Raw genomic sequence first — 22,275 nt, forward strand, 5'->3', positions numbered from 1 at the left:
GTGACAATTGCTCTGTCGCAAGAACAATCATCCCAGGCCAGAGGGCATCTGCCCGTCCAGACACGGCCTACAACACCACAAACACCGGTGGATCCAGGTCCGATTCCTTCATGGTTCCCTTCACGGACCAGCCACGAACAAGCGACAACGGCCGACCACTACCCGGCCGAACCCGCTGACCACTGCCCGGCCGAACCCGCCGCCCCCTCCCGAGACCCGCGCCCAGCTCCAGCCGCACCCCTCTCCCAGCTACCGCCGAACCACCACAACCCCGCGATCAGCCCAGCAGGAATTCCCGCGGCGCCAACGGCCGGTCGACCACTCGGACCTCACCGAGCTCACCGTAGAAGCTCCGCTCCACCTTGCCCCGGTACGACGATGCGCCGACCAGCCAGCCGCCACCCGGGTTCGCCAGGCCGACCGCCGGCGTCTTCGGGTTGCGCAGCAGCGGGCACCCGTCGACGAACAGCGTGCTGCGCCTGCCGTCGTTGACCACGGCGACGTGCCACCACTTCAGCAGCGGCAGCTCATGCCCCCAGTTCGTCGAGATTCCGTTCTGGTTCAACGGAAATACTGCCCACTGCAGTTCCGCGCTGTCCGAAACGGTGAACGTCGCGGCCGACTCGTTCGGGTCCTCTCCGGCCTTTCCGGCCGCGCCTCCGCTGCCGGCGCGTGCGAAGATTCCGCACCAGCCGTGCGTGCCGTTGCGGAAGTCTTCGGGCAAGCGGATGAATGCCTCGACCGTGTAGCCGCGCTGGAACGTCAGGCTGTTCATCGGTGCGTTGTCGATAGTCTGCAAGTACGCGCCGCGTCCGGGATTCCGGGCGCCGTCGAACCGGAGGCTCGCCCGCGACGGCTGCCGGGGCGAGAATTCGGCCGAATAGGTCAACGCGTTGGGCCCACTGCCCGGCACGGTCGCGCGGCGCAAATCGTTGCCGCGCCCGGTGAGGTCCTTGACGAGCACGTCGTCGGGCACCGGAGCCCCGGCGCGGCCGCCTTCGAACCGCCAGTACGCGACGGTCCCCGGCACGAGCTGCGGCTTCACCGGCCGGGCCGGCGGCACCGGAACGGGCGCGAAGCCGGAAAACCGTTCGGTGAAGTCGATGTCGATGCTGAAGTAGTCGACGTCCGTGCTGCGCTCGGCTTCGATGCGCTGCAACTCGGTGAGTTCGCGCCGCCCGTCGAGCCACGGCGCGAATGTACGGACATCGATCACGCCGCGGGCGACGTCGAACTGGTACAGCCGGATCATGCCGCTGCCGCCGTAGTAGCGGTCTTGGTAGTTCGTGATGTGCAGGTGCACGTCGTGACCTGCGGCGTTGCGCTTGACCAGGCGGCCCGGCGGCCAGTAGTGACCGTTGAGGGTGAGGAAGATCTGGTCGCTTTCGTTCACGAACTCGTCCCAGACGTGCGTGCCGAAGTCCGACAGAAACGCCTTGCCGTTGTCGTCGGTGTTGACCAGTTCGTGAATCGTGAGAATCGCGGGCAGATGCGGATGCTGCGCGAGAACCTGTTTCGCCCAAGCGAATCCACCCGCGGACGGACGCCAGTCCATGGCGAGCAGCAGCCATTCGCGACCGGCGGCCCGGAATACATGGTAAGTGTTGTAGCCGTCTTTGGACGCACCGCGGAACGTCGGCGAGTTGCGCTGCCGCTGCGGCCCGAACGCGTCGAGATACGGGGACCGGCCGCGCTGATCGTCGGTGGACCCCTTGACGTCGTGGTTGCCGGCGAGCGTGCTGTACGGGAACCGGAACCAGTCGAGGACCTGGAACGACCGGCTGATGCCGGCGAACTCCCGCTCCTGCCCGTTCTGGGTCAGATCACCGAGGTGAGCGAGAAAGACAACGTTGTCATCATGCGCACGGTTCAGCACGTACGACAGCGAAGCGTCGACCGGCGCCGAGTCGCCCCGGTCCTCGTCGAAGAGATACTGGGTGTCGGGCATGACCGCGATCGTGAACCGCGGACTCTCGCCATCCGGCCGGCGAGCGACAGTGGGCTCGGCCGCAGCGAGCCCGTTCAGACCACCAGGAAGCGCGGACACCGCCGCACCGGCACCGAGAATCCCAGCGCCACGCAGGAAGTTCCGCCGTGAAGAGTCAGTCACGACGGCGAAGCTACGGCCCAGCCCCAACCGCCGCGGCAACAACGACCGACAGCGCGATGAACACCTCCACGCCGACCGCCTTCCTGTCCTGCGCATGACAATCGGCACCGTGTCGAAGTCACGGTGAGCAGCGAGTGCGTGACGATTCCGGCACTCCATCGAGCGATGTCGCGCGGTTTGCGCTGATGCACCGCGGTTTGACGGCTGGCATTTGACAGCTGGCGTTCGACGGGCAGCGCTCACCAGCACAGCCTTCAGCAGCATTGCGTCCGGCGGTGTGGCCGTTTGAGCGACCCAGCGACGGCGGAGAAGCGTCCTGATGCGCAGCAACCAGCGACCCAGCCCTCGGCGGGCAGCGTCCGGCGGCGCGGCAATCACCATCGCAGTGGTCGCCGACGCGGCGGTCACCGGCACACGCCTCACCGAGATAGCGCTCACCAGCACACTGCCTCACCGGCACAGCGCTCACCGGCACACCGCCTCACCGACGCAGCAGTCACCAGCACACTGCCTCACCGGCACAGCGCTCACCGGCACACCGCCTCACCGACGCAGCAGTCACCAACACACCGCTCGCCGACGCAGCAGTCACCAACACACCGCTCAGCTACGCACCGCGCGACTGTGCTCCACGTGGCAAGCGACGTCCCGACCACCGGCAGATCGAGTGCGCACCCATCAGCGTCCAACACACCGAGACGGCCACCGCAGCGAGCCGCCAAGCCCAGCCACCCATCCGGCAACGCTGGCAGTCCCAACACGCGACCGCCAGCGGCCGACGCCCGGCTGCTGGCCGCACACCGCGACGGTCGGCGGATCAGGACGCAACGGCCCGCCACCAGGCACACCGCGCTCGACCAGCTGAAGTGACGTCGCTCAGTGACCGCCACGTCGCATCCGGTCGCCCGAGAGCATGCCGGGCACCGCGAACCACAGCAGCCCGAACAGCAGCACCGCGAGCCCGCCAACGAGCCCCATCGCCACCGGCCCGAAAACGACCTTCGCGATGAGCGCAACAGTCACCGTGATGGCCGCGGCAAGGCACCCGAACCCGACGAGCACGACCCGGTTGCCGACCCGCAGGATCTCGTCTCGCCGCCCCGTCCGGAACAGCAGCCGATGCCACGCCGCAGGCGCGATCAGCAGCGCCGTTGCCGCCACGGTGAGCAGCACCGCGAGCAGGTGCAGGACCTTCTCGAATCCGCTGGCCTCGTGGAACCGGTCCGTGAAGACCACCGAGAGCAGAAACCCGAAGAGGATCTGCACCCCAGCCTGGGCGACGCGCAGCTCCTGCAACAACTCGCCGACATTCCGCTGCAGCTTCTGGTTCCGCGTCTCACCAGTGTGCTCGAGGTCATCACCAGCGGCTTCGCCAGACCCGCTCGAGACCTCGTCGTGCGCTCTCAAGACCTCGCCAGACCGTCCCGAGACCACACGACGACCCTCGAACCCCATGGCACCGTTCGCGTCATCAGGCATCTCAGGCTCCACCGGCGCTCGCCAAAGCACCGCCGCGACCGTCCGACGCTGCCACGCACCCAGGTACCCACAGCCCGAGCCTGCGAAAACGCCACCCGGACCGGGCCCATCGACAGGATGTCACCACGTGCCCATTCCAACGCACCGCTCGCCGCGCAGGAAAGCCCTCCCGTACCGGCATACGGGAAAACTCCACACATTCGAGTGGATAACATGGCAAGGCCTGACATGCACTGGTTAAGGAAGGTTCATGCGTTTCCTCCCCAAGCTCCTCTCCGTGGCGCTCGCCACCGGTATGTCCGTCACGACTCTCTCGACCACGGCCACGGCCGCTCCTGCCTCTCCGGCGTCCGGCGCGGCAGCACCCGCCGCACTCGCGTCCGGTACGACGACGCACGGTACGACGGCCCGCGCAGCCCTGACACGGACCGCAGCGAGCGTGACCCCACCACTGCGCGTCACCTCGGCCCACGGCACGTTTTCCGCGTACGCGCCGGACGTCCAAGCCGTCACGTACCGCCCGGACCTCGTAGCCGCAGGTGCACGGGCGCGCGTCGCCGCACTTTCCGCTGACCGCGTGGGTACCACCACCGTGCTGGTGATCAGCGGCCTTCTGCCGCAGCACGAATACGGTGCCCACGCGCACGTGAACTCCTGCGGCGCCACCGGTGACGCCGCCGGGTCACACTTCCAGCACGTGCCGGACCCGGTGAAGCCGTCGGTGGACCCGGCCTACGCCAATCCGCGCAACGAGATCTGGCTGGACTTCACCACCGACCGCTTCGGTATCGGCCATGCAACCTCCACTGTGGACTGGACATTCGGCGGACAGCGGGCGAAGTCCGTGGTAATCCACGAAACCCACACCCACACCGGCCCAGGACACGCCGGCACCGCGGGTGGACGGCTGGCCTGCCTGAACGTCGGCTTCTGAATCCGGAGTTTCTGGCGCCCCCTCGGCGTCAGAAACCCCAGGATTTCTCCGGCACGATCCGGATCCGGACCGAGTAGACAGCGTCGAACTCGGCAGGTTCGGTGTATCCGATGCCGGCGTAACGCCGCTGGTACTTGCCCAAGTACCCGGGCGCCTCGGAGGCCTTGGCCTCGTCGATCCGTGCGCGCCCGTTGACCACGATGATGCTCCCTCCACTTTCGTTGCTGTTCAGATGAAAACTCACCTCCGGGTTGGCAGCGAGGTGCCGGATCTTGGCGGTGTCAGGTTTGCTGAACACCACGACGTCGTCGCCGTCGAGGACGAACCACACCGGCCTCGGTGCGGGACGGCCTCGCGGCGTGACGGTGATGAGCCATCCGACGGCTTCCCCTGCGCGTTCGAGCAGCTTCGGATCGTGGGTGTAGGTCATAGTCTGGCCCCCTTCTCGGTAGGTGACCTAGGTAACCACGAGCCACCGACAGTTTCTTCCCTCCGACCCACACGGCCACATCCGAGATCTGGCCGCCACTGGCCAAATTTGGCTACACAGAAGGAAAAACGGAACCGAGAAAAATTGTCATTACCCAGATCGGGGGACTCCTCAAGCGTCAGCGAGAAGCGACGATCCGTGCATACCGCGCCCCTGCCGCGAGCAAAACCACGCCGGCGCCGAGGAACGCTCCGACCCGAGCCAGTCCGTCAAGCGCGGCGAGGTCGAACAACACCAGTTTGGCCACGGCGGCAGCCACGAGCACGAGACCCGCGATCCGCAGGGTGATCACCTCGATCCCGCGCAGGAGCAGGACGAATGCCACGACGGTCCATGAAACTGTCACGAGGGTATGGCCGACGAGAAATCCTACCCGCCCAGGAATGGCCAGCATGGACGCAGTGACCACGAGCCCAGCGGCACCGTAAAGGGCACACAGACCGGCCGGCAACCATGGCGTCAGGCTGGCAGTTTTCACTACATCGAGTCGATGTGCCGCCCACGGCAACGCAATTGCCGCCGCGAGCAGCAACGTGGCCGCGGCCAGCGCGATGAGCAGGTCAGTGTTCGAGTGTGAACCAGGGATCAGCAGAAGTGCCGGAGTGACGTCCGAGACCAACGCGAACAGTCCGCCAATCACCGCGAAGACGAGAGAAACCCCTAGCACGAAACGATTTCGCGTGAACTTGGCCGCGAACGCGAGGGCGACCGCTTCCCCGAGGAGAACCGCTCCGCCGTCGAACTCGGTGATCGTGGCCTGCATCGCAGCAACGAGTCCCGCGATCCCGGCAACGTTCCCGGAATTCCCCCGCACGATGGTCCCTGTCGCAACAAGAACCACGGCCGTTCCGCCTGCCAGCAAAGCGGATTGCGGTTGCGGCGACAGCAGTGCGGCAACCAGAACCGGCAGCGGCGAGAGAGCAAGAACGGACAGCGCGTAAGGCTCATTGTCGTTACGGCGCAACGTGATCAACGCGGTGGTTGCACTGAGCAGACCAGCCGCCACCACAACCGCGACCGGCAACGCATGCAGCCCGACACCGATCAGCGACGTTGTCAAGGGCGGAACAGCCGCAGTGAGCGAAAGGGACCACCACGACCGTCGAAGCTGGACAGGAATGGTTGCGATCTGGATCATGAGAAGGAACGTCACGAGCTCGTACGTGAAACCCCAAGTGATCAGCGGCGCACACAGTCCGCATCCACCCACCACGGCGCTGGCCAGAAGAGAGGAATCCCATTTGACTGCAAGCAGAATCCCGCCGACTGCGATCACCAGGCCGACCGCAAGCCCGGCAGGCACCGGAAGGAACTCGTACAAGGAGGTGGCAGCTATCGTGTCCAGGTAGAGCGTCGCGATCCCAGTGGCGGCAAGGGCGAACGCACCGGTGCGCGCAGCCGGTCTGCGGTGCAGCCACGCGCCGGCCCCGATCAGGATTGCACCGAACCCAGCGCCGACTGCCACCCGCGGCAGCGGTCCCAGCCAGCCACGCTGGATGGCGAGAATCAGCAGCAGGACAACGCCGAGCAGCGTCACCGCGCCACCGATCCATGCCAGCAGCCGCGAACCGGCACCTTCGCGACTGAGCCGCTCACGGAGCGTCGGAGGCGGGGTGTACGGCTGCTGGGCATGCGGTGGCTGCTGGTGGTGCGGCGGTTGCGGGAAGTACGGCGGCTGTTGGGCGTACGCCAGCGGCTGCCCCGTACCGTCCTGAGCCGCGCCGGACTGCCCCGCGCCAGGTTGAGCCGCGCCAGGCTGCCCCGCGCCAGGTTGAGTCATGCCGGGGTGAGTCATGCCGGACTGAGCTGTCGTGGCTTGAGGCGCTGACGGGTTGGGTCCACCAGCCGTGTGCTGGGCGGAGTATGGCGCTGCGTACGGGCCATACGGGTAGTAAGCCGAGTACGGGTTGAACGCGGCCCGCTGCATCGCCGGGTAGGGCGGGGATGGGTACGCGCCTGCACCCTGGTAGCCCGATGCAGTCGGGTAGCCCTGCCCCGTTGGGTAGCCGTACGCGGCTGGGTGACCGGAGGTGGTCGGCTGAGCTGATCCGACGGGATTGTCCGCACCGGCGGAATGGCCGGAGTCGGCGGACGAGCCGAAACTGGTCGACGAGGGCGAACCGGCTGGCTGGGTGGAGCCAGCCGGGCGATCCTCGGCGACCGGCGACGGGTCCGCTGCTGGTGAGGAGCCGCCGGGTCGCGTGAGTGACTCGTCTGGTCGCTCGCCCGGGTGGACGTCGAGGGCAGGTTGCACCCCGCCACCGGCGTGGACGTCCGAGGTGGGCTGCTCTGCGGACGCCTCACCAGCCCCAGGCTGGGCGGCAGCCGACGCAGGCGGGAGCGCGCGGAGTTCGGCGCCTACGTGCGTCAGGCGGCGGCCGAGGTCGTCCAGTTCTCCGGCCAGGCGATGGAGCGTTGCGGCATCCGTGGTCATACCGGTCAGCCTCGGTGACGGGGCGCCGTGATCGGATCCGTAGCACTACTCAAGCCTGGACACGAGATGGTCACCGTCGACGCGACGTCGGCCTGAGCTGCCCGGATGCGTGTGGTGTACGTCACGCGCGACAATGGAGGTCGTGACTGCCACGCTGAGCAAGCCCGCCTTGAAGATCGGCCCCTACCAGGTCGATCCACCTGTCGTGCTCGCTCCGATGGCGGGGATCACCAACGTCGCGTTCCGGCGGCTTTGCCAGGAGTACGGCGCGGGCATCTACGTGTGCGAGATGATCACTGCACGCGCGGTCGTCGAGCGGCACCCCGGCACCATGCACATGATGACCTTCGGCGAGAACGAAAAGCCAAGGTCGATGCAGCTCTACGGGGTCGACCCGAAGACGATGGCCGAGGCCGTGCGGATCATCGTCGGCGAAGGGCTCGCGGACCACGTCGACTCCAACTTCGGCTGCCCGGTCGCCAAGGTGACGCGCAAGGGCGGCGGAGCTGCGCTGCCGTTCAAACGGCGGCTGTTCGCGGACATCGTGCGCGAGTCGGCGAAAGCGGCGGCCGAGGCCGGGGTTCCGTTCACGGTCAAATTCCGTGTAGGCATCGACGACGACCACCACACCTTCCTCGACGCCGGGCGCATCGCGGAGGCTGAGGGCGCGGCCGCCGTGAGCCTGCACGCGCGCACGGCTGCGCAGCGCTACTCGGGCCAGGCCGACTGGTCCAAGATCGCCGCGCTGAAGGAGGCTGTCACCAGCATTCCGGTGCTCGGCAACGGCGACATCTTCACTGCGGACGACGCGCTGCGGATGGTCGCCGAGACGGGATGCGACGGGGTCGTCGTCGGGCGTGGTTGCCTCGGCCGGCCGTGGCTGTTCGGCGAGCTGGAAGCGGCCTTCCAAGGACGGGAAATCCCGGCCGGACCGAACCTCGGCGAGGTCGCGCGCGTGCTGCGGCGGCATACCGAACTGCTCGTGGAACACGACGGCCACGACAAGGCCATGCGCGATATCCGCAAGCACATGGCCTGGTACCTGATGGGTTTCCCCGTCGGGTCGGAACTGCGACGCGGTTTTGCGATGGTGTCGAACCTGAACCAGCTCGACGACCTCATCGCGCAACTGGACCACGACGCCCCCTTCCCGACCGCGGCGACCGGCCCGCGCGGACGGCAGGGCTCGCCGGGCAAAGTGACGCTCCCGCACGGATGGCTGAACGACCCGGACGACGACTGCGTCCCCGAGGCCGAGGACATGCACTCCGGCGGCTGATCTCCCGGGGACGGCCGGTCATACCGCGCGTGCCAGCCAAACCCGCAGGCTGCCGGGCAGTTCGTCCGCGGTGTCGGGCCAAACACACCGCGGTCGAGTCACCTCGTCGCCAGCCTCCGCGACCAGGCGACCTCATCCGCAGTCCCGCGGCCGGGCGACCTCACTCGCAGTCCCGCGGCCGGGCGACCTTGGCTCCTGCCCCCGCGGCAGGGACTTTTCTCCGGAGGCCAGCGGTCAGGTGGCCTGAGCCGCCACGGCCCGGAGTTCTCGCCCCGCGCCCGCAATGGCGGGTGACCTCGACCCCAACCCCCTACGGCCGGGAGTTCCCGCCCCACGCCCCAGCGGTCGGGTGACCTCGCCCCTCACGGCCGGGAGTTCCCGCCCCACGCCCCAACGTTCGGGCCACCTCGTCCCAGCCCCCGAGGCCCGGAGTTCTCGCCCCAGGCCCCAGTGGTCGGGTGGCCTCATCCCCACCCGGCGGTCGGCAGGTCCGCCGCCAGCCGCAACCACAGCCCGGCAAGGGAGATCACCCCTGGTCAGCCACTACGACAACCTTCCCCGCTGCAGTGCCCGACTCGGCATACCGAACCGCGTCCGCGATGGCCGACAACGGGAACGCCCGCGCAATCCGTGCCGTGATCGTCCCCTGGGCCAGGTCCTCGAACACCGCGTCCAGGTCAGCCCGTAGCTGCGTCCGGTACCGCTCGACGTTGCGTTTGCGCCCCGCCCACAGGTTGAAGAACGTGGTGGTCCGGCCGTTGGGCAGCGCACGCCACAGGAGCAGCCGGGCCATCAGCGCCAGGATCGGCAGCTTCGCGTTGCCGCTCTGGTCGCGGGTGGACGCAGTGCCGTACGACACCAAGCTGCCGCCCCGGGCGAGCATCGACCACGACGTCTTGATGCCCGAGCCGCCGACGTGATCGAACACCGCTGCGACGCCGTCCGGCGCGATTTCCCGCACAGCGGCGGCCACGTCGCTGGTGCGATCCACCGCCAGCGCGCCGAGTTCGCGCACGTACTGCAGGTGCCGCTGCGAAACGACGCCCACCACGCGCGCGCCGCGGTGACGTGCCATCTGCACCAGCAGCGAGCCGACGCCTCCGTTCGCGCCGAGTACCACGACGGTGTCGCCGCGGCTGACCTTCGCGAACTCGATCATCCGACGCGCCGTGACGCCGTTGACGATCACCGCCTCGACCTCCTCGGCGCCCAGGCCGTCCGGGACCGGTACGAGGTCCGCAGCGTCAGCGACCATCCGGTCCGCCCAGCCGCCGATCTTCGACAGCGCCGCAACCCGCTGCCCCACCGTCAGCCCGCCCCCGTCCGGCTCTGCGACGGCTTCGACCACGCCGACGTAGTCATATCCGGGCACGAACGGAAACGGCGGCTGGTCGTAGTACTTGCCACGGCGCATCTGCTGCTCGGCGAACGACACTCCGGTCGCCTCCATCCGCACCAGTACCTGCCCGGGCGCCAGCTGCGGGACCTCCCGCGTACGCAGCCGCAGACCGTCCGGCTCGACCACGCCGGGCAGCTCCACCTCGGTGATCATCGCGTCCTCCAGTTCGTCGTCGTGCCTTCACGATGCCGCCGGGCCGGAATCGATCGCGTCGGCAAGTGCTACGTAGATCGGGCGGCTACGCAATCGCGGCATGGCTAGGGTGAAACCATGCCGTTCGTCGCCCGGAAAGCAGAGTTGCGCGCGATCGAGGACCTGCTCCGCGCGACTGCGGACGGCCGTGGCGGCAGCCTGGTGATCACGGGCGAGCCGGGAATGGGCAAGTCCGCGCTGATCGACGCCGCGATCGACGGCCTCGACGACTGGCTCGTCCTGCGCGCGAACGGCACCGAATTCGAGCGCGACCTTCCCTACGCCGGCCTGCACCAGCTGTGCATGTCGGTGCTCGAGTACCGGGCCGGGTTGCCACCGGTGCAGCGGAAGGCACTCGAATCGGTGTTCGGTCTCGGCGACGAGACGACGCCGAATCGGCTCATGGTCAGCGTTGCCGTGCTCGGGCTGCTCAACGAGCTGGCACAGGAACGTCCGGTGTGCTGCGTGGTCGACGACGTCCAGTGGATCGACGCGGGCACGCGCCAGTCACTGGGATTCGTCGCGCGGCGCATCGCGGCCGAGCGGGTCGCGATGGTGCTGGCCGAGCGAAGACCGCGCGCCGAGGCCGGGTTCGGCGACCTGCCGCAGCTGCCCTTGCCCGCCCTGAACGCCGCGGACGCTCGTACCCTGCTGAGCTCGGCACGCACCGAGCGCACGCAGCCGGACGAAGAGGTACTCGACCGCATCCTCGCCGAAGCCGGCGGAAACCCGTTGGCGCTGCTGGAATTCGGCCTGTCGACCGGACCGCTTGGCCTGCCCGCCGACACCACCGCCGGACGGCTCAGCCTGTCCATCACCGACCCCGTGACCGACCGCTCGACCGCCGGGGCGCCCGACCCGCTCGCCGGCAGCATGGCTTCTACCACCTGGTCGGCGGGCCTACCTGCAATCGGCACGACTCCCGTCGCCGGATCGGAAGGCGCATCCGCCGCCAGCCCGGCACCAGCCGTCGGGTCTCGGTCTCACGCCGCCACTCGAGTCACCGGACCGGAAGCCCTACCCGCCGCCAGCACCACTCCAGCCGCCGAACCTCGGTCTCACGCCACCACTCCAGCCGCCGAGTCGCAGGCCACACCCGCCGCCAGCGCCACTCCAGCCGCCGGGTCTAGGTCTCACGCCACCAACCCAGCCGCCGGGTCACAAGCCGCACCCACCGCCAGCGCCACTCCAGCCGCCGAGCCGCCAGCCACACCCGTCGCCAGCGCCACTTCCATCACGAGCACCACTCACACCGACGGCACCACTCCCACCGGGTCGCAAGCCGTACCCGCCGAAGACACAGCGCCAACCGTCAGGCCACACACCCCACCCGTCGGCAACAGCACTCCAACCTCCGATGCCACCAGCAGCACCACCTCCACCACCGAACCGCCAAACCGGCCAAACCAGCCGGACCCACCTGACCCGCACCCCACGAACACCCCGCTGACCGAACCGGCGAGCGCCGACGACACCATCGTCGGCGCGCTGACCGACCGGTTCACCCGGCGCGTGCAGCAGCTGCCCGCCGACGTCCGGCACCTCGTGGTGCTCGCCGCCGCGGAGCCGGTCGGCGACCTCGGCCTGGTCCGCCGGGCAGCGCGGCTGCTCGGGCTCGACCCGGCCCGTCTCGCCGTCGCCGAGGACCAGGGTCTGCTCAGTCTCGGGCCGCAGCTTCGGTTCCGGTTTCCGCTGGTGCGGTCTAGCGCTTACCAGTCGGCCACGCCGGGCGTTCGCAGGCAGGTGCACGCCGCGCTCGCCGACGCCACTGACCCGGAGACCAGCGCCGACCGTCGCGCCTGGCACCGGGCGCATTCGGTGGTCGACACGGACGAGGACGTCGCCGAGGAGCTGGTCCGTTCCGCCGGACGCGCGCAACGACGCAGCGGACTGGCTGCAGCGTCGGCGTTTCTGGAACGCGCAGCGGAGCTGACGCCCGACCCGGTGCGGCAGGGCAGGCGGTTACTCGCCGCTGCGCGTGCCCGACTGGACTCCGGAGCACCCGCGAAGGCCAGGGAACTACTCGCGCAGGCCGAGCGTCGTCCCTTGGAACCGGAAGACCGTGCTGAAGCACGACAGCAAAATGCATTGATTGCCTTCCACCTTACCCGCAGTCCGGAAGCCACCGCCGCTCTCGTCGAAGCCGCAGTCGATCTTCCACTCGATCGAGCGAGGGAGACGTACCTCGAAGCTTTCTCCACGTCCATGTTCATCGACCGTCTGCCCGGACGGTTACGTCGGCTCGGCGCGCAAATCCGGGCCCAGGCACCGACTCCGGCTCAGCCGCGACCAGTCGACCTGCTGCTCGACGCACTCCTCGCCCAAGCCCTCATCCCGGCCGAAGAGGCCATTCCCGTTATGCAGCAAGCAGTTTCGTCATTCCGCACGGCAGCGAGCCCGTGGTGGATGGATCTTGCGTGTATGATGGCGTTGGACCTGGGTGACACCGAATCCGCTGAACTGATTTCCGCCCGGCAAGTCGAACTCGCCCGCGCCCAGGGTGCGTTTTCCTTGCTGCCACAAGCGTTGCGGTTCCACGCCATCGCGCGGACCGCGTTCGGGCGCTTCCGTGACGCGGCCGCGAGCATCGAGGAAGCGAACGCGGTCGACGAGGCAGCCGGCACCGTCAGCCTCGCCTTCGCCGAGCTCATCCTCGCCGGTTGGCGCGGCGACGAAGACCAGCTGACCGAGGTGCGGGACACGCTGGTCCACCGCATCGGACGCGTCGAGGCTGTCGCCGAACTGTACGGCACCATCGTGCTGTACAACGGAATTGCCGACTACCCGGCAGCACTCGAGGCCGGAATTGCCGCGCAGCGCCAGGAAGAACAAGGGTCCTATGTGGTCTGGAACCTCGACCAGGAACTCGTGGAAGCAGCCGCCCGGACCGGACGGCCGGAAGTCGCGTCGGCGGCCCTGACCCGCCTCGAAGCCCGCGCCCGCCTCGGCCGGACCCCCTGGGCGATCGGCAAATACCTTGTCTCGCAAGCATTACTGGACCCGGATTCGGAGCACACCGACCAGCGCTACCGCGACGCCATCGACAGCCTCGCCCCGAGCCAAGCGCGCGTCGACTACGGACGCGCCCGGCTCGTGTACGGCGAATGGCTGCGGCGCGAAGGGCGCCGCGCCGAGGCACGCGCCGAACTGCAGGCCGCGCACGAAACGTTGTCCATCATCGGCGCGACCGGATTCGCGGGCCGCGCGGCACGCGAACTGCTCGCCACCGGGCAACGTCCGCGCCGGGAGGGCAAGAACCCGCTCGACCTGCTGACCGCGCAGGAACGGCTGATCGTCGGCAAGGTCGCCGCGGGCGCGACGTCCAAAGAGGTCGCGGCCGAGCTGTTCCTCAGCCCGCGCACGATCGACACGCACCTGCGCAACAGCTACCGCAAGCTCGGGATCTCGTCCCGCCGCCAGCTGCGCGAACTCCCGCTCTGAGTATTGCGTAGCGGCGGATCTACGCAGTTCTCACGGACGCGGCCGGACCCGCCGCCAGGAGAAGCTCACTGCACAGACCCAGTCCGAGCAGGAGTTTCGTGATGACCTTCTCCGTTTCCCGCCGCAGCAGGCGGCGAATCGCCTGGGCCGCCGTCGCGGTCTCCGCGGCCGGTGTCGCCCTGTTCTCCGCGTTCACCTACCTGAGCCCCGACCCGGCGTCGAGCCGGATTCCGCTCAACCCGGCGATCGGCCTGCACTACCTGACGATCGTGCTGCACGCCCTGCCCGCGAGCCTGGTGCTGCTGATCGGGCCGTTCCAGTTCGCCGCGAAACTGCGCGCTCGCCGGCCGAAACTGCACCGGGTGCTCGGCCGCGTCTACGTGGTGAGCATGATCTTCGGTGCGGTCGCCGCGATCGTGGCCGCGACATTCTCGGTCGACGGCATCTCCGCGCAGATCGCGTTCTACCTGCTGTCCGCGGCCTGGCTGTACACGCTCTACCGCGGGTACACCTTCATCCGCCAGGGGCAGATCCAGCTGCACCGGATCTGGATGATTCGCAACTACGCGCTGAGCTTCGCCGCCGTCGTGCTCCGCGGGTTCCTCGGGATCGGCCTGGTGATGAAGGGTTTCTTCCCGTCACTGAACTTCGCCGACATCTACACGACCAGCGTCTGGGGTTCGATCCTCGTGTGCGCGGTGGTCGCGGAGTACTTCGTGATCAACAAGACCCTGACGCCGCTGGTGCGCAAGCGGACGGCAGAGGTCCACAGCCAAGCGGCCTGAACGCAGTTGTCCCCAGGTTATCCACAACCCACTGTGGATAACCTGGGGACAACTCATGGGTTACCTGGTCGACCGCGTCAGGCGTCGATCTCCTTCGGCGCGCCACCGACCGTGATCTTGCGCGGCTGGGCCTTCTCGGCGACCGGAATGCGCAGGGTCAGCACGCCGTCGACGTAGTCCGCGGCGATGTGGGTGGTGTCGAGCGTGTCGCCGAGGAACAGCTGGCGCGAGAACTTGCCGCGCAGCCGCTCGGATACCTGGACCTGCGCGTCTTCGGCCGGAGCAGCGGTGCGCTCGGCTCGGACGGTGAGCACGTTGCGTTCGACGCTCACGTCGATGGAGTCACGCGCGACTCCCGGAAGGTCGAACTTGACGACGTACTCGTCACCGGCGCGGTAGGCGTCTATCGGGACGGCGCGCAGCGTGGTGCCCTGGCCACCGAAGAACTGCTGGGTGAGGCGGTCGAACCGGGCGAACGGGTCGGTACGGATCAGCATGTCGAGTCCCCTTTCGGACAACTGCGGCCAGCTAATGGACTGCTGACCACGCCTTCTGAAGTTGACAACGATCCACTCAACTTATTTGTTCCCATGTCGCTCAGATCACAGCGCCGGCCGAAATTGTCGGTGGTGGTCCGTAGAGTGCGTTTCGTGATCGACCAGCTGACCATCCCCACCGACTCCGGATCCTTCGACGCGATCGCCGCAGGCCCCGGCGACGGCCGTCCGGTCCTTCTGCTGCACGGCTTTCCGCAGGCCGCCGTGGAGTGGGAGCACCAGGTGGCCACGCTCGGCGTGCTCGGCTACCGCGCCGTCGCGCCGGATCAGCGCGGTTACTCCCCTGGCGTGCGGCCCGAGCGCCCGGAGGAGTACGGCATCGCGACGTTGGTGGCCGACGTCGTCGCGATCGCCGACGCCCTCGGCTGGCCGACGTTCGACCTGGTCGGTCACGACTGGGGCGGCGCTGTCGCGTGGTGGACGGCCGACGAGCATCCGGAACGGCTGCGCAGCCTCACCGTGGTGTCCACGCCGCATCCGGGTGCGCTGGCCGAGGCGATGCGCACGGACGAGGACCAGCACCTGCGGTCGGCGTACATGACGGAGTGGCGGCAGACCCCCGCCACCGAGCGGCGCATGCTCGCCGACAACGCCAAGGCACTGCGCGACATCTTCGACCGGCGGATCCCGCCGAGCAAGATCGACGAGTACGTGCAGCGGCTGTCCGAACCGGGTGCGCTCACCGCCGCACTCAACTGGTATCGAGGCGGGCGGCCGGGCGGCAAGATCGGCAAGGTGCCGGTGCCGACGATGTACGTGTGGTCGACCGAGGACGTCGCGTTCGGCTCCACGGCCGCGCTGGACACGGCGAACTGGTGCACCGGGCCGTACCGGTTCGAGATGCTGGAGGACGTATCGCATTGGGTGGCAGAGGAGGCGCCGGAGGCACTCACGTCGTTGATCGTGGAACACCTCGGAGGCAGGTGACGGATGGGCTCACCGTTCTGTTCGGTGGTGGCCGGGTTCTGCTGCGGAATCGGGCGTTCGGTGATGGGCGACCACTCGAATCGGGCGAAGTGGCCACCCGGCTCGCGGTATCCGACGGCGGGTTGCGTCGTGTTCAGTAGCCGGAGTGGACATCAGCACTGAAGTGGAAACCGAACGCGTTGTCTTCGTGACCGAGGACGGAGAACCCACGGGCGAGACCGGGCCGAAGCTGGCGAGCCACCACGCGGAGACCAGGCTGCATCTGGCGTTCTCCTGTTACGTCCTGCGCCGGTCGGACCGCGCGCTGCTGATCACGCAACGCGCGCTGCACAAGAAGGTGTGGCCGGGGGTCTGGACGAACAGCGTGTGCGGCCACCCCGCGCCGGGCGAGGCGCTGGCCGACGCCGTGCGCCGGCGCGCGGGATACGAGCTCGGGTTGCCGGTGCTCGACGACCTCGAATGCGTGCTGCCGAAATACCGGTACCGCACGCCGCCGTTCCAGGGGATCGTGGAGAACGAGTTCTGTCCGGTGTTCGCCGCGTGGACCGACCGCGATCCGGCGCCGAATCCGGAGGAAGTGGGCGGCTGGCGCTGGATTTCGTGGGCCGATTACACACAGTGGCTCCAAGATCCGGTGACAGACGTGAGTTACTGGGCCCGCGATCAATTTCCGCAGCTCAAAGACAAAATGCCATTCTCGGAGCTCTGACCGGAAACTCCGCTGCGTGACAACAGCGGTCGTACATCGTCCACTTGAGCGAAATTCACCTTCGTACGTACTGATGTCTCAAGCCACCGCTCCTTTACGACGACAACCATGACGTGGCGGAGGTCGGTGTGTCGGCGGAGGACGAGCTCGGGACTACGGAAACCGCGCCGGATCTGCTCACGCTGCACGAGTCGATCGCGGACCTTTTCGCAACCCGCGGCGACTGGCGGCGCGCTTACCAGCATTTACGGTCGGCGCTCGACATCGCCCGGGCAGGCAGCCTGCGGGACCCACTCACGTCGAGCTACAACCGTCGTTATCTCGACCAGCGGCTACCCGGATTGCCGGCATCGAGGTCGGTAGCTGTCGCATTGGTCGATTTGGACCGATTCAAATCCGTAAACGACACGTACGGTCACCTTCTCGGCGACCGCGTCCTCTGCCGGGTGGCAGATCTCCTCCAAGAGGGGCTTCCGCCCGATGCGTTCTGCGCACGGTACGGCGGCGAGGAATTCGCTCTCGTCCTGCCCGGAGTGGATCACCGGCGGGCCGTGCGCATTGCCGACGCCGCCCGCCTTCGCGTCGCCCGTCATCCCTGGTCAGAACTGCAGCCGGGATTACGGGTGACAATCAGCGTCGGACTCGCCCACGGCGCCGGATCGGGGTCGCGACAGCTTCATCACGCCGACAATCTCCTTTACGCCGCGAAGCGGGCGGGACGCAACAAAGTTGCTTTTCACGACCGCGAGACGGCTCGCGTGATTACGCACTCTGAGTAACTCGCACGCCCGATTACGCCATTCCTGGAACCCGAACTTCACCTGTTCGTCCGCTTCAGCACGCGTCAGGTCGACGCATGGTGAAGAAATTCCCGGGAGGGTGTCGTCACGAACGGCGGGTATCCGTACGATAACGAAAAGCTCCCCCGGTACGACGAGTCCTGGGAGACCCGGTCCGGAAGCCGGGTATTCGAAGGCGAGCCGCCCCAGCCAGGCGCCTGACGTGCGAGAGGAGACCGAGTGCCCGACGAGCGCAACACCCCCGGCACCGGTCGCCATTCCGACAGCACGCCGCGCACCGGCCGCCGCCGCTCGATGGACACCCATGGCGGCATCAGCGTGTCCGACGTGGTCGCCCGGCACACCGGAGAACGCCCCACCTTCGCCGGCGAGGCGGGCACCCGCCACGCGGAACCGGGCAACCGCCTTGCGGAACCTGAGGGTGAGCAGGGCCGGGGGGAGGTGGGTCCCGCCGGAGCGCGGCGTCGTGGTGAGTCAGGTGCGCGAGTGGACCCGGGTCAGGCCGGTTCGAGTCGCGGGGCTGGGGTTAGTGGCCCGGGGGAACCGCGGCGGCGACGGGCGGAGCCGGATGGCGATCGGATGGGGGCGGACCGGCTGAACGGTGCTGTTCCCCACGACGGCACTCCGTCGGGCAACGGCACTGGTCCCCGTGGCGGTCCCTCGTCGGGACCCGGTGCTGGCCCTCGTAACGGCACCCCATCGGGTAACGGCGCAACTTCCCACTCCGGCACCCCGTCAGGAATCGGTGCTGCCCCTCGTAACCGCACGCCCTCAGGCACTGACGCGGCTCCCCGTAACGGTGCCCCTACGGGAACTGGCGTCGCTCCTCGTAACGGCGGCCCCTCTGGAACTGCCGCGGCTCCCCACAACGGCGCCCCATCGGGGACCGGTGCGGCTCCTCGTAACGGCACCCCCTCGGGAACCGGCTCGGCTCCGCATAACGGCACGCCCTCAGGGACTGATGCGGCTCCTCGTAACGGCACCCCCTCGGGAACCGGCGTCGCTCCTCGTAACGGCGCTCCCTCTGGAACTGGTGCGACTACGCGTAACGGCATGCCGCCGGATGACGGACAGCGGGCGAATGGTGTCGGCAACCGTCACGTCGGGTCTCCGACAGATGGTTCACCTACTAGGGCTGGCGACCATCACGCGAACGGCGCCGGTGGCTCCCCGCGAGTCGGCGGGCGGGCGCTGCTCGGCGATGCCGTCGTCAACGGGCAAGGTTCTGACAGCGGCAACCGCCACGGCAGCCCGGCGACCGACGGTTCGTCGCGTGACGCCGGTGTTCCGGTCGGTGACGCGGGCCGTCGCGGGGAAGCCGGGGCGCATCGGTCGGAGTCGTCGGGTGGTGGTGAGGTTGCGAACGGGCAGGCAGCGCCCAACGGCCGTCATGCCGGGGGCGGGCCGACTCGACAGGCAGTGACCGGTGGACACCATCGGGCCGAGCCTGACCAACGCGCCGGTGACGTTGGACGGCCGAGCGGTCCCGGGGAGCCGGGCGCGGGCCCCGGTGGGCGGCGCGGCGAACCGGCGGCTGTCCCCGTCGAGGCGCATCGACGTGGGGTGCGACCCGCTGGATCTGGAGAACCGGCTGGGCCCGACGGCCGTCCCGCGGGCGAGGTTGGTGCTCGCCTGCGCGGTGAATCGATGGCTCCGTCGGACGAACCCGCCGGTGGCCCGGGGCTCGACGCCCGGCCGCCGGGGGCGCACGGCAAGCCGGCGGCGCCGTCCGACGGTCGCCCGTTGGATCTGGGCCAACCTGCACGTCCTACCAGGGCGACCGGATCGGCGGAAGCCAACGGCCGTCCCATGCACGAACCCCACGCTCAGCCCGCCGGGCCGCGGAACGAACCGGTGGATCCCACCCGCGCGGGCGAAGCCAACCCACGTCCCGCCGGATCTCACGACGAACCGGCGGAAGGCAACGGTCGGCCCATGGGGGGTGGCGACTCCGGTGCCCAGCCCGCTGGACCGGGCGGGCGGCGCGGAGGACCTGTTGTCCGGGCTGGTGAATCCGGCGGTCGTCCGGGCGTCGGTGGTGCTGCTGCGGAGCGGATGTCCGGCGAGGACAGGGCTCGGCGTGCGGTAGGTGGCGACGGCGTTGGCCACTTGAGCGAATCCCCGTCCAGTCAGGCACGGCCGGTGGGCGGGATCGAGGACGCGTTCGGGGAGCCGGAGTCTTCCAGCCGCCTGCGGCGGGTTATGGCGCGGCGTTCGGAGTCGGATGAATCGGCGCCAGGGCAAGGCGGGGCGCCTCGGCGGGGGCCGGTGGGCGGGGTTCCGCCTCGGCCTCGGCAGGGGGCTGGGGTTCCGGTTGCGCCGGAACCGCCTGGGCCCCGGCGGCCGGTCGGGGCAGATCAGGTGCCTGGGCCGGACGCGAGGTCTCGACGGCCGATCGGCGCGGATCAGGTATCCAGCCCAGACGCGGGACCGGTCGGGGCGGATCGGGTGCCTGGGCCAGATGCGGGGCCGCGGGGGCCGGTCGGGGCGGATCAGGCGCTTAGGCCGGACACGAGGTCTCGACGACCGATCGGGACGGATCAGGTATCCAGCCCAGACGCGGGACCGGGCGGGGCAGATCAGGTGCTTAGGCCGGACACGAGGTCTCGACGACCGATCGGGACGGATCAGGTATCCAGCCCAGACGCGGGACCGGTCGGGGCAGATCGAGTGCCTGGGCCAACCGCGGGGCCGCGGGGGCCGGTCGGGCAGGAGCAGGCTTCCGACGATGCGCGTGGGCGAATCGAGGCGGAGTCCGAGCGAGTTCGGTTCGGGCAGGGGCCTTCGGTGCAGCGCGGCCGGAACAATCCGAATGACGAGGTAGAGCACGGCCATCCCGGGGCGGAGCGCGTCCGGAATGGCGAGCGCGGGCGCAACCTGGCGCCGGGTGCGGGGCGGCGGCCTGGGGTACCGCTGGGGGCGGCGGACGTCGGGGCGGCGGCCGGTGCAATTGCGCCGGATCATCGGCGGGGCCAGATCAACCCGGCGGGGGGTCCGGAACGCACGCAACTCAACCCCGCCACAGGCCCAGAACGCACACAACTCAACCCCCCGACAGGCCCAGAACGCACACAACTCAACCCCGCCACTGGCCCAGAACGCGCCCAGCCCAGCCCCGCCTCAACGCCGGATCCGGAACGTACTCAGCTCAACCCCGCCGCAAGCCCCGATCCCGAGCGCGCCCAGGACCCCGAGAAGACTCAGCTCACTCCCGTTCCGGGGAAAGCCGGGAAGCGGCCCCGGCGGGCTCCGGCGCGGTCGGCGGCTTCGGTGCGGGCCGAGATGGATCCGTTGACCATGACGGATGAGATGGAGGCCATCGACGAGGCGACGCAGTATCGGCGCAAGATCGATCACAGCCTCGCCCGGTTCTCGGCTGCGCATGACGATGCGGCGGCGGAAGAGGCGAAGCGGCGGGAACGCCGGGAGCGGCTCACCACCCGGTCGATGGCGTTGATCGAGCAGACGCGGACTGCGTTGCAGCGGGTCGTCACCGTTGACAGTGAAGAGAAGCCGGAACAGACGCGGCTGCAGGAGAAAAAACAGCGCCACAACGAACGCAACATTCGGATCGGGCGGATTGCGCTCATTGTCATTGCTGCCTTGATCTTTGTCGGGACCGGGGTCGCCTGGGGGGCGATCAACTGGTTCGACGCGAAATTCACCGAAGTTTCCGCGCTCGACGAGAATTCCGCGGACATCCAGAATGCCGACGCGCAGGCCAATGACGAGAACTTCCTCATGGTCGGTTCCGACACGCGCGACGGGGCTTCTTCCGAGGAAGGCGTCGGCGATGCGGCCAACATTCCCGGGGCCCGTTCGGACACCGTGATGGTCGCGCACGTTCCCGCGGACCGGAAACGGGTTGTCGTGGTGTCGTTTCCGCGTGATCTGGAGATCGACCGGCCGGACTGCAACGTCTGGGATCCGGCCAAATCCGTGACCACCGACAAGATCGAGCCAGGGCAGAAGATCGCCAAGCTCAACACCGCGTACGCGATCGGTGGACCGCAATGCGTCACGAAAGTGATCCAGAAGATCACCGGACTGCGCATCAACCATTTCGTCGGCATCGACTTCAATGGGTTCAAAGGCATGGTCGACGCGGTGCACGGCGTCACCATCCAGAACGACAAGCCGATCGACGACGGCGTGCTCGGCAAGGTGCTGCTGGAAACCGGCGACGTCACGATTTCCGGGGACCAGGCGCTGAACTACGTGCGCGCCCGGCACGTGAAGGGCGATCCGACGTCCGACTACGGCCGGATCAAACGGCAGCAGGGGTTCATCGGCGCATTGCTCAAGAAAGTGATGTCGTCCGACGTGGTGCTCGACCCCGGCAAGCTCTCCGGGTTCATCACCGCTTTCGCGAAAGCCACGTTCGGCGACAACCTCGGCGTGCAGCAAATGATGACGCTCGCCCAGTCCATGCGCGGCCTCGACCCCGGCAAGATCAATTTCCTCACCGTGCCCACCACCGGAATGGCGAACAAGCGCGGCAACGAAGTCCTCATGACCGACCGGACGCAACAACTGTTCGATGCCCTGCGCGACAACACCCCACTACCCGGCGACAAACCGGCCGACAAACAGGGCGACAAACCAGCCGCCGGAACCGGCCAGGAAAAACCGGCTGACGCGCGCAAGAACACGACGTCCGGCTAGCCGCCCGGATTCGTTAGGCGGGGTTCACGCGCGGTTCACCCGGCGACGAGGTATTCGGCCGATCCACCCCGTAG

Annotated in this window: 15 protein-coding genes; 9 read left to right on the forward strand and 6 right to left on the reverse strand. The window is 68.4% G+C overall.

Annotation, left to right across the window (positions count from 1 at the left end):
* Positions 1 to 277 precede the first annotated feature (277 nt).
* On the reverse strand, positions 278 to 2,110 hold the full coding sequence (locus tag OO71_RS44240) for a LamG-like jellyroll fold domain-containing protein (protein ID WP_033296109.1): 1,833 nt from the start codon (positions 2,108 to 2,110) through the stop codon (positions 278 to 280).
* Positions 2,111 to 2,986: 876 nt separating this feature from the next.
* Positions 2,987 to 3,517 carry a DUF6328 family protein gene (locus OO71_RS44245; protein WP_051793175.1) on the reverse strand — a complete coding sequence of 177 codons (531 nt, stop codon included), beginning with the start codon at positions 3,515 to 3,517 and terminating at the stop codon, positions 2,987 to 2,989.
* A 367-nt stretch (positions 3,518 to 3,884) separates the two neighbouring features.
* Here OO71_RS44245 and OO71_RS44250 point away from each other — a divergent pair, with 367 nt between their 5' ends.
* The gene (locus OO71_RS44250; RefSeq protein ID WP_033296131.1) at positions 3,885 to 4,523 is read left to right on the forward strand and encodes a superoxide dismutase; all 639 of its coding nucleotides are present in this window, start codon (positions 3,885 to 3,887) and stop codon (positions 4,521 to 4,523) included.
* A gap of 28 nt (positions 4,524 to 4,551) precedes the next feature.
* Here OO71_RS44250 and OO71_RS44255 read toward each other — a convergent pair whose 3' ends face one another.
* Together OO71_RS44255 and OO71_RS44260 are read right to left on the reverse strand one after the other, a co-directional pair.
* A complete protein-coding gene (locus OO71_RS44255) occupies positions 4,552 to 4,953 on the reverse strand; it encodes a TIGR03667 family PPOX class F420-dependent oxidoreductase (RefSeq protein ID WP_033296110.1) in 402 nt (133 codons plus the stop codon).
* A 178-nt stretch (positions 4,954 to 5,131) separates the two neighbouring features.
* The gene (locus OO71_RS44260) at positions 5,132 to 7,447 is read right to left on the reverse strand and encodes a DUF2339 domain-containing protein (RefSeq protein WP_084145746.1); all 2,316 of its coding nucleotides are present in this window, start codon (positions 7,445 to 7,447) and stop codon (positions 5,132 to 5,134) included.
* 133 nt (positions 7,448 to 7,580) lie between these two features.
* Here OO71_RS44260 and dusB point away from each other — a divergent pair, with 133 nt between their 5' ends.
* A complete protein-coding gene (dusB, locus tag OO71_RS44270) occupies positions 7,581 to 8,726 on the forward strand; it encodes a tRNA dihydrouridine synthase DusB (RefSeq protein WP_033296112.1) in 1,146 nt (381 codons plus the stop codon).
* A 526-nt stretch (positions 8,727 to 9,252) separates the two neighbouring features.
* Here the strand turns inward: dusB and OO71_RS44275 are convergent.
* Entirely contained in the window at positions 9,253 to 10,278 is a 1,026-nt protein-coding gene (locus tag OO71_RS44275; RefSeq protein WP_033296113.1) for a medium chain dehydrogenase/reductase family protein, read from the reverse strand.
* A 117-nt stretch (positions 10,279 to 10,395) separates the two neighbouring features.
* Between OO71_RS44275 and OO71_RS48090 the strand changes: the two genes are divergently transcribed.
* Together OO71_RS48090 and OO71_RS44285 are read left to right on the forward strand one after the other, a co-directional pair.
* The gene (locus OO71_RS48090) at positions 10,396 to 13,758 is read left to right on the forward strand and encodes a LuxR family transcriptional regulator (protein WP_051793169.1); all 3,363 of its coding nucleotides are present in this window, start codon (positions 10,396 to 10,398) and stop codon (positions 13,756 to 13,758) included.
* A 101-nt stretch (positions 13,759 to 13,859) separates the two neighbouring features.
* Positions 13,860 to 14,543 carry a DUF2306 domain-containing protein gene (locus OO71_RS44285; protein ID WP_051793171.1) on the forward strand — a complete coding sequence of 228 codons (684 nt, stop codon included), beginning with the start codon at positions 13,860 to 13,862 and terminating at the stop codon, positions 14,541 to 14,543.
* A 77-nt stretch (positions 14,544 to 14,620) separates the two neighbouring features.
* Here the strand turns inward: OO71_RS44285 and OO71_RS44290 are convergent, their stop codons facing one another.
* A complete protein-coding gene (locus OO71_RS44290; RefSeq protein WP_033296114.1) occupies positions 14,621 to 15,040 on the reverse strand; it encodes an Hsp20/alpha crystallin family protein in 420 nt (139 codons plus the stop codon).
* A gap of 153 nt (positions 15,041 to 15,193) precedes the next feature.
* On the opposite strand from OO71_RS44290, the gene OO71_RS44295 reads away from it, so the two are divergent.
* The 5 genes from OO71_RS44295 (at position 15,194) to OO71_RS53525 (ending at position 22,201) form a co-directional block, all read left to right on the forward strand.
* Complete coding sequence (locus OO71_RS44295) at positions 15,194 to 16,027, forward strand: alpha/beta fold hydrolase (protein WP_033296135.1); 834 nt, start codon at positions 15,194 to 15,196, stop codon at positions 16,025 to 16,027.
* Positions 16,028 to 16,172: 145 nt separating this feature from the next.
* Positions 16,173 to 16,736, forward strand: coding sequence for an isopentenyl-diphosphate Delta-isomerase (gene idi, locus OO71_RS44300; RefSeq protein ID WP_033296115.1), 564 nt, complete (start codon positions 16,173 to 16,175; stop codon positions 16,734 to 16,736).
* A gap of 113 nt (positions 16,737 to 16,849) precedes the next feature.
* The gene (locus OO71_RS44305) at positions 16,850 to 17,515 is read left to right on the forward strand and encodes a GGDEF domain-containing protein (RefSeq protein ID WP_033296116.1); all 666 of its coding nucleotides are present in this window, start codon (positions 16,850 to 16,852) and stop codon (positions 17,513 to 17,515) included.
* Positions 17,516 to 19,490: 1,975 nt separating this feature from the next.
* The gene (locus OO71_RS53055; protein ID WP_281178545.1) at positions 19,491 to 19,625 is read left to right on the forward strand and encodes a hypothetical protein; all 135 of its coding nucleotides are present in this window, start codon (positions 19,491 to 19,493) and stop codon (positions 19,623 to 19,625) included.
* A 1,193-nt stretch (positions 19,626 to 20,818) separates the two neighbouring features.
* Complete coding sequence (locus tag OO71_RS53525) at positions 20,819 to 22,201, forward strand: LCP family protein (protein ID WP_033296118.1); 1,383 nt, start codon at positions 20,819 to 20,821, stop codon at positions 22,199 to 22,201.
* Positions 22,202 to 22,275 lie beyond the last annotated feature (74 nt).

This window comes from Amycolatopsis jejuensis (assembly GCF_000717335.1).
GTDB lineage: Bacteria > Actinomycetota > Actinomycetes > Mycobacteriales > Pseudonocardiaceae > Amycolatopsis > Amycolatopsis jejuensis.

Bases quoted from the DNA above. Each gene is read 5' to 3' on its own strand.
- OO71_RS44250 (WP_033296131.1), top strand. From the start codon at position 3,885: ATGTCCGTCACGACTCTCTCGACCACGGCCACGGCCGCTCCTGCCTCT.
- OO71_RS44255 (WP_033296110.1), bottom strand. From the start codon at position 4,953: ATGACCTACACCCACGATCCGAAGCTGCTCGAACGCGCAGGGGAAGCC.
- OO71_RS44260 (WP_084145746.1), bottom strand. From the start codon at position 7,447: ATGACCACGGATGCCGCAACGCTCCATCGCCTGGCCGGAGAACTGGAC.
- dusB (WP_033296112.1), top strand. From the start codon at position 7,581: ATGGAGGTCGTGACTGCCACGCTGAGCAAGCCCGCCTTGAAGATCGGC.
- OO71_RS44275 (WP_033296113.1), bottom strand. From the start codon at position 10,278: ATGATCACCGAGGTGGAGCTGCCCGGCGTGGTCGAGCCGGACGGTCTG.
- OO71_RS48090 (WP_051793169.1), top strand. From the start codon at position 10,396: ATGCCGTTCGTCGCCCGGAAAGCAGAGTTGCGCGCGATCGAGGACCTG.
- OO71_RS44285 (WP_051793171.1), top strand. From the start codon at position 13,860: ATGACCTTCTCCGTTTCCCGCCGCAGCAGGCGGCGAATCGCCTGGGCC.
- OO71_RS44290 (WP_033296114.1), bottom strand. From the start codon at position 15,040: ATGCTGATCCGTACCGACCCGTTCGCCCGGTTCGACCGCCTCACCCAG.
- OO71_RS53525 (WP_033296118.1), top strand. From the start codon at position 20,819: ATGGATCCGTTGACCATGACGGATGAGATGGAGGCCATCGACGAGGCG.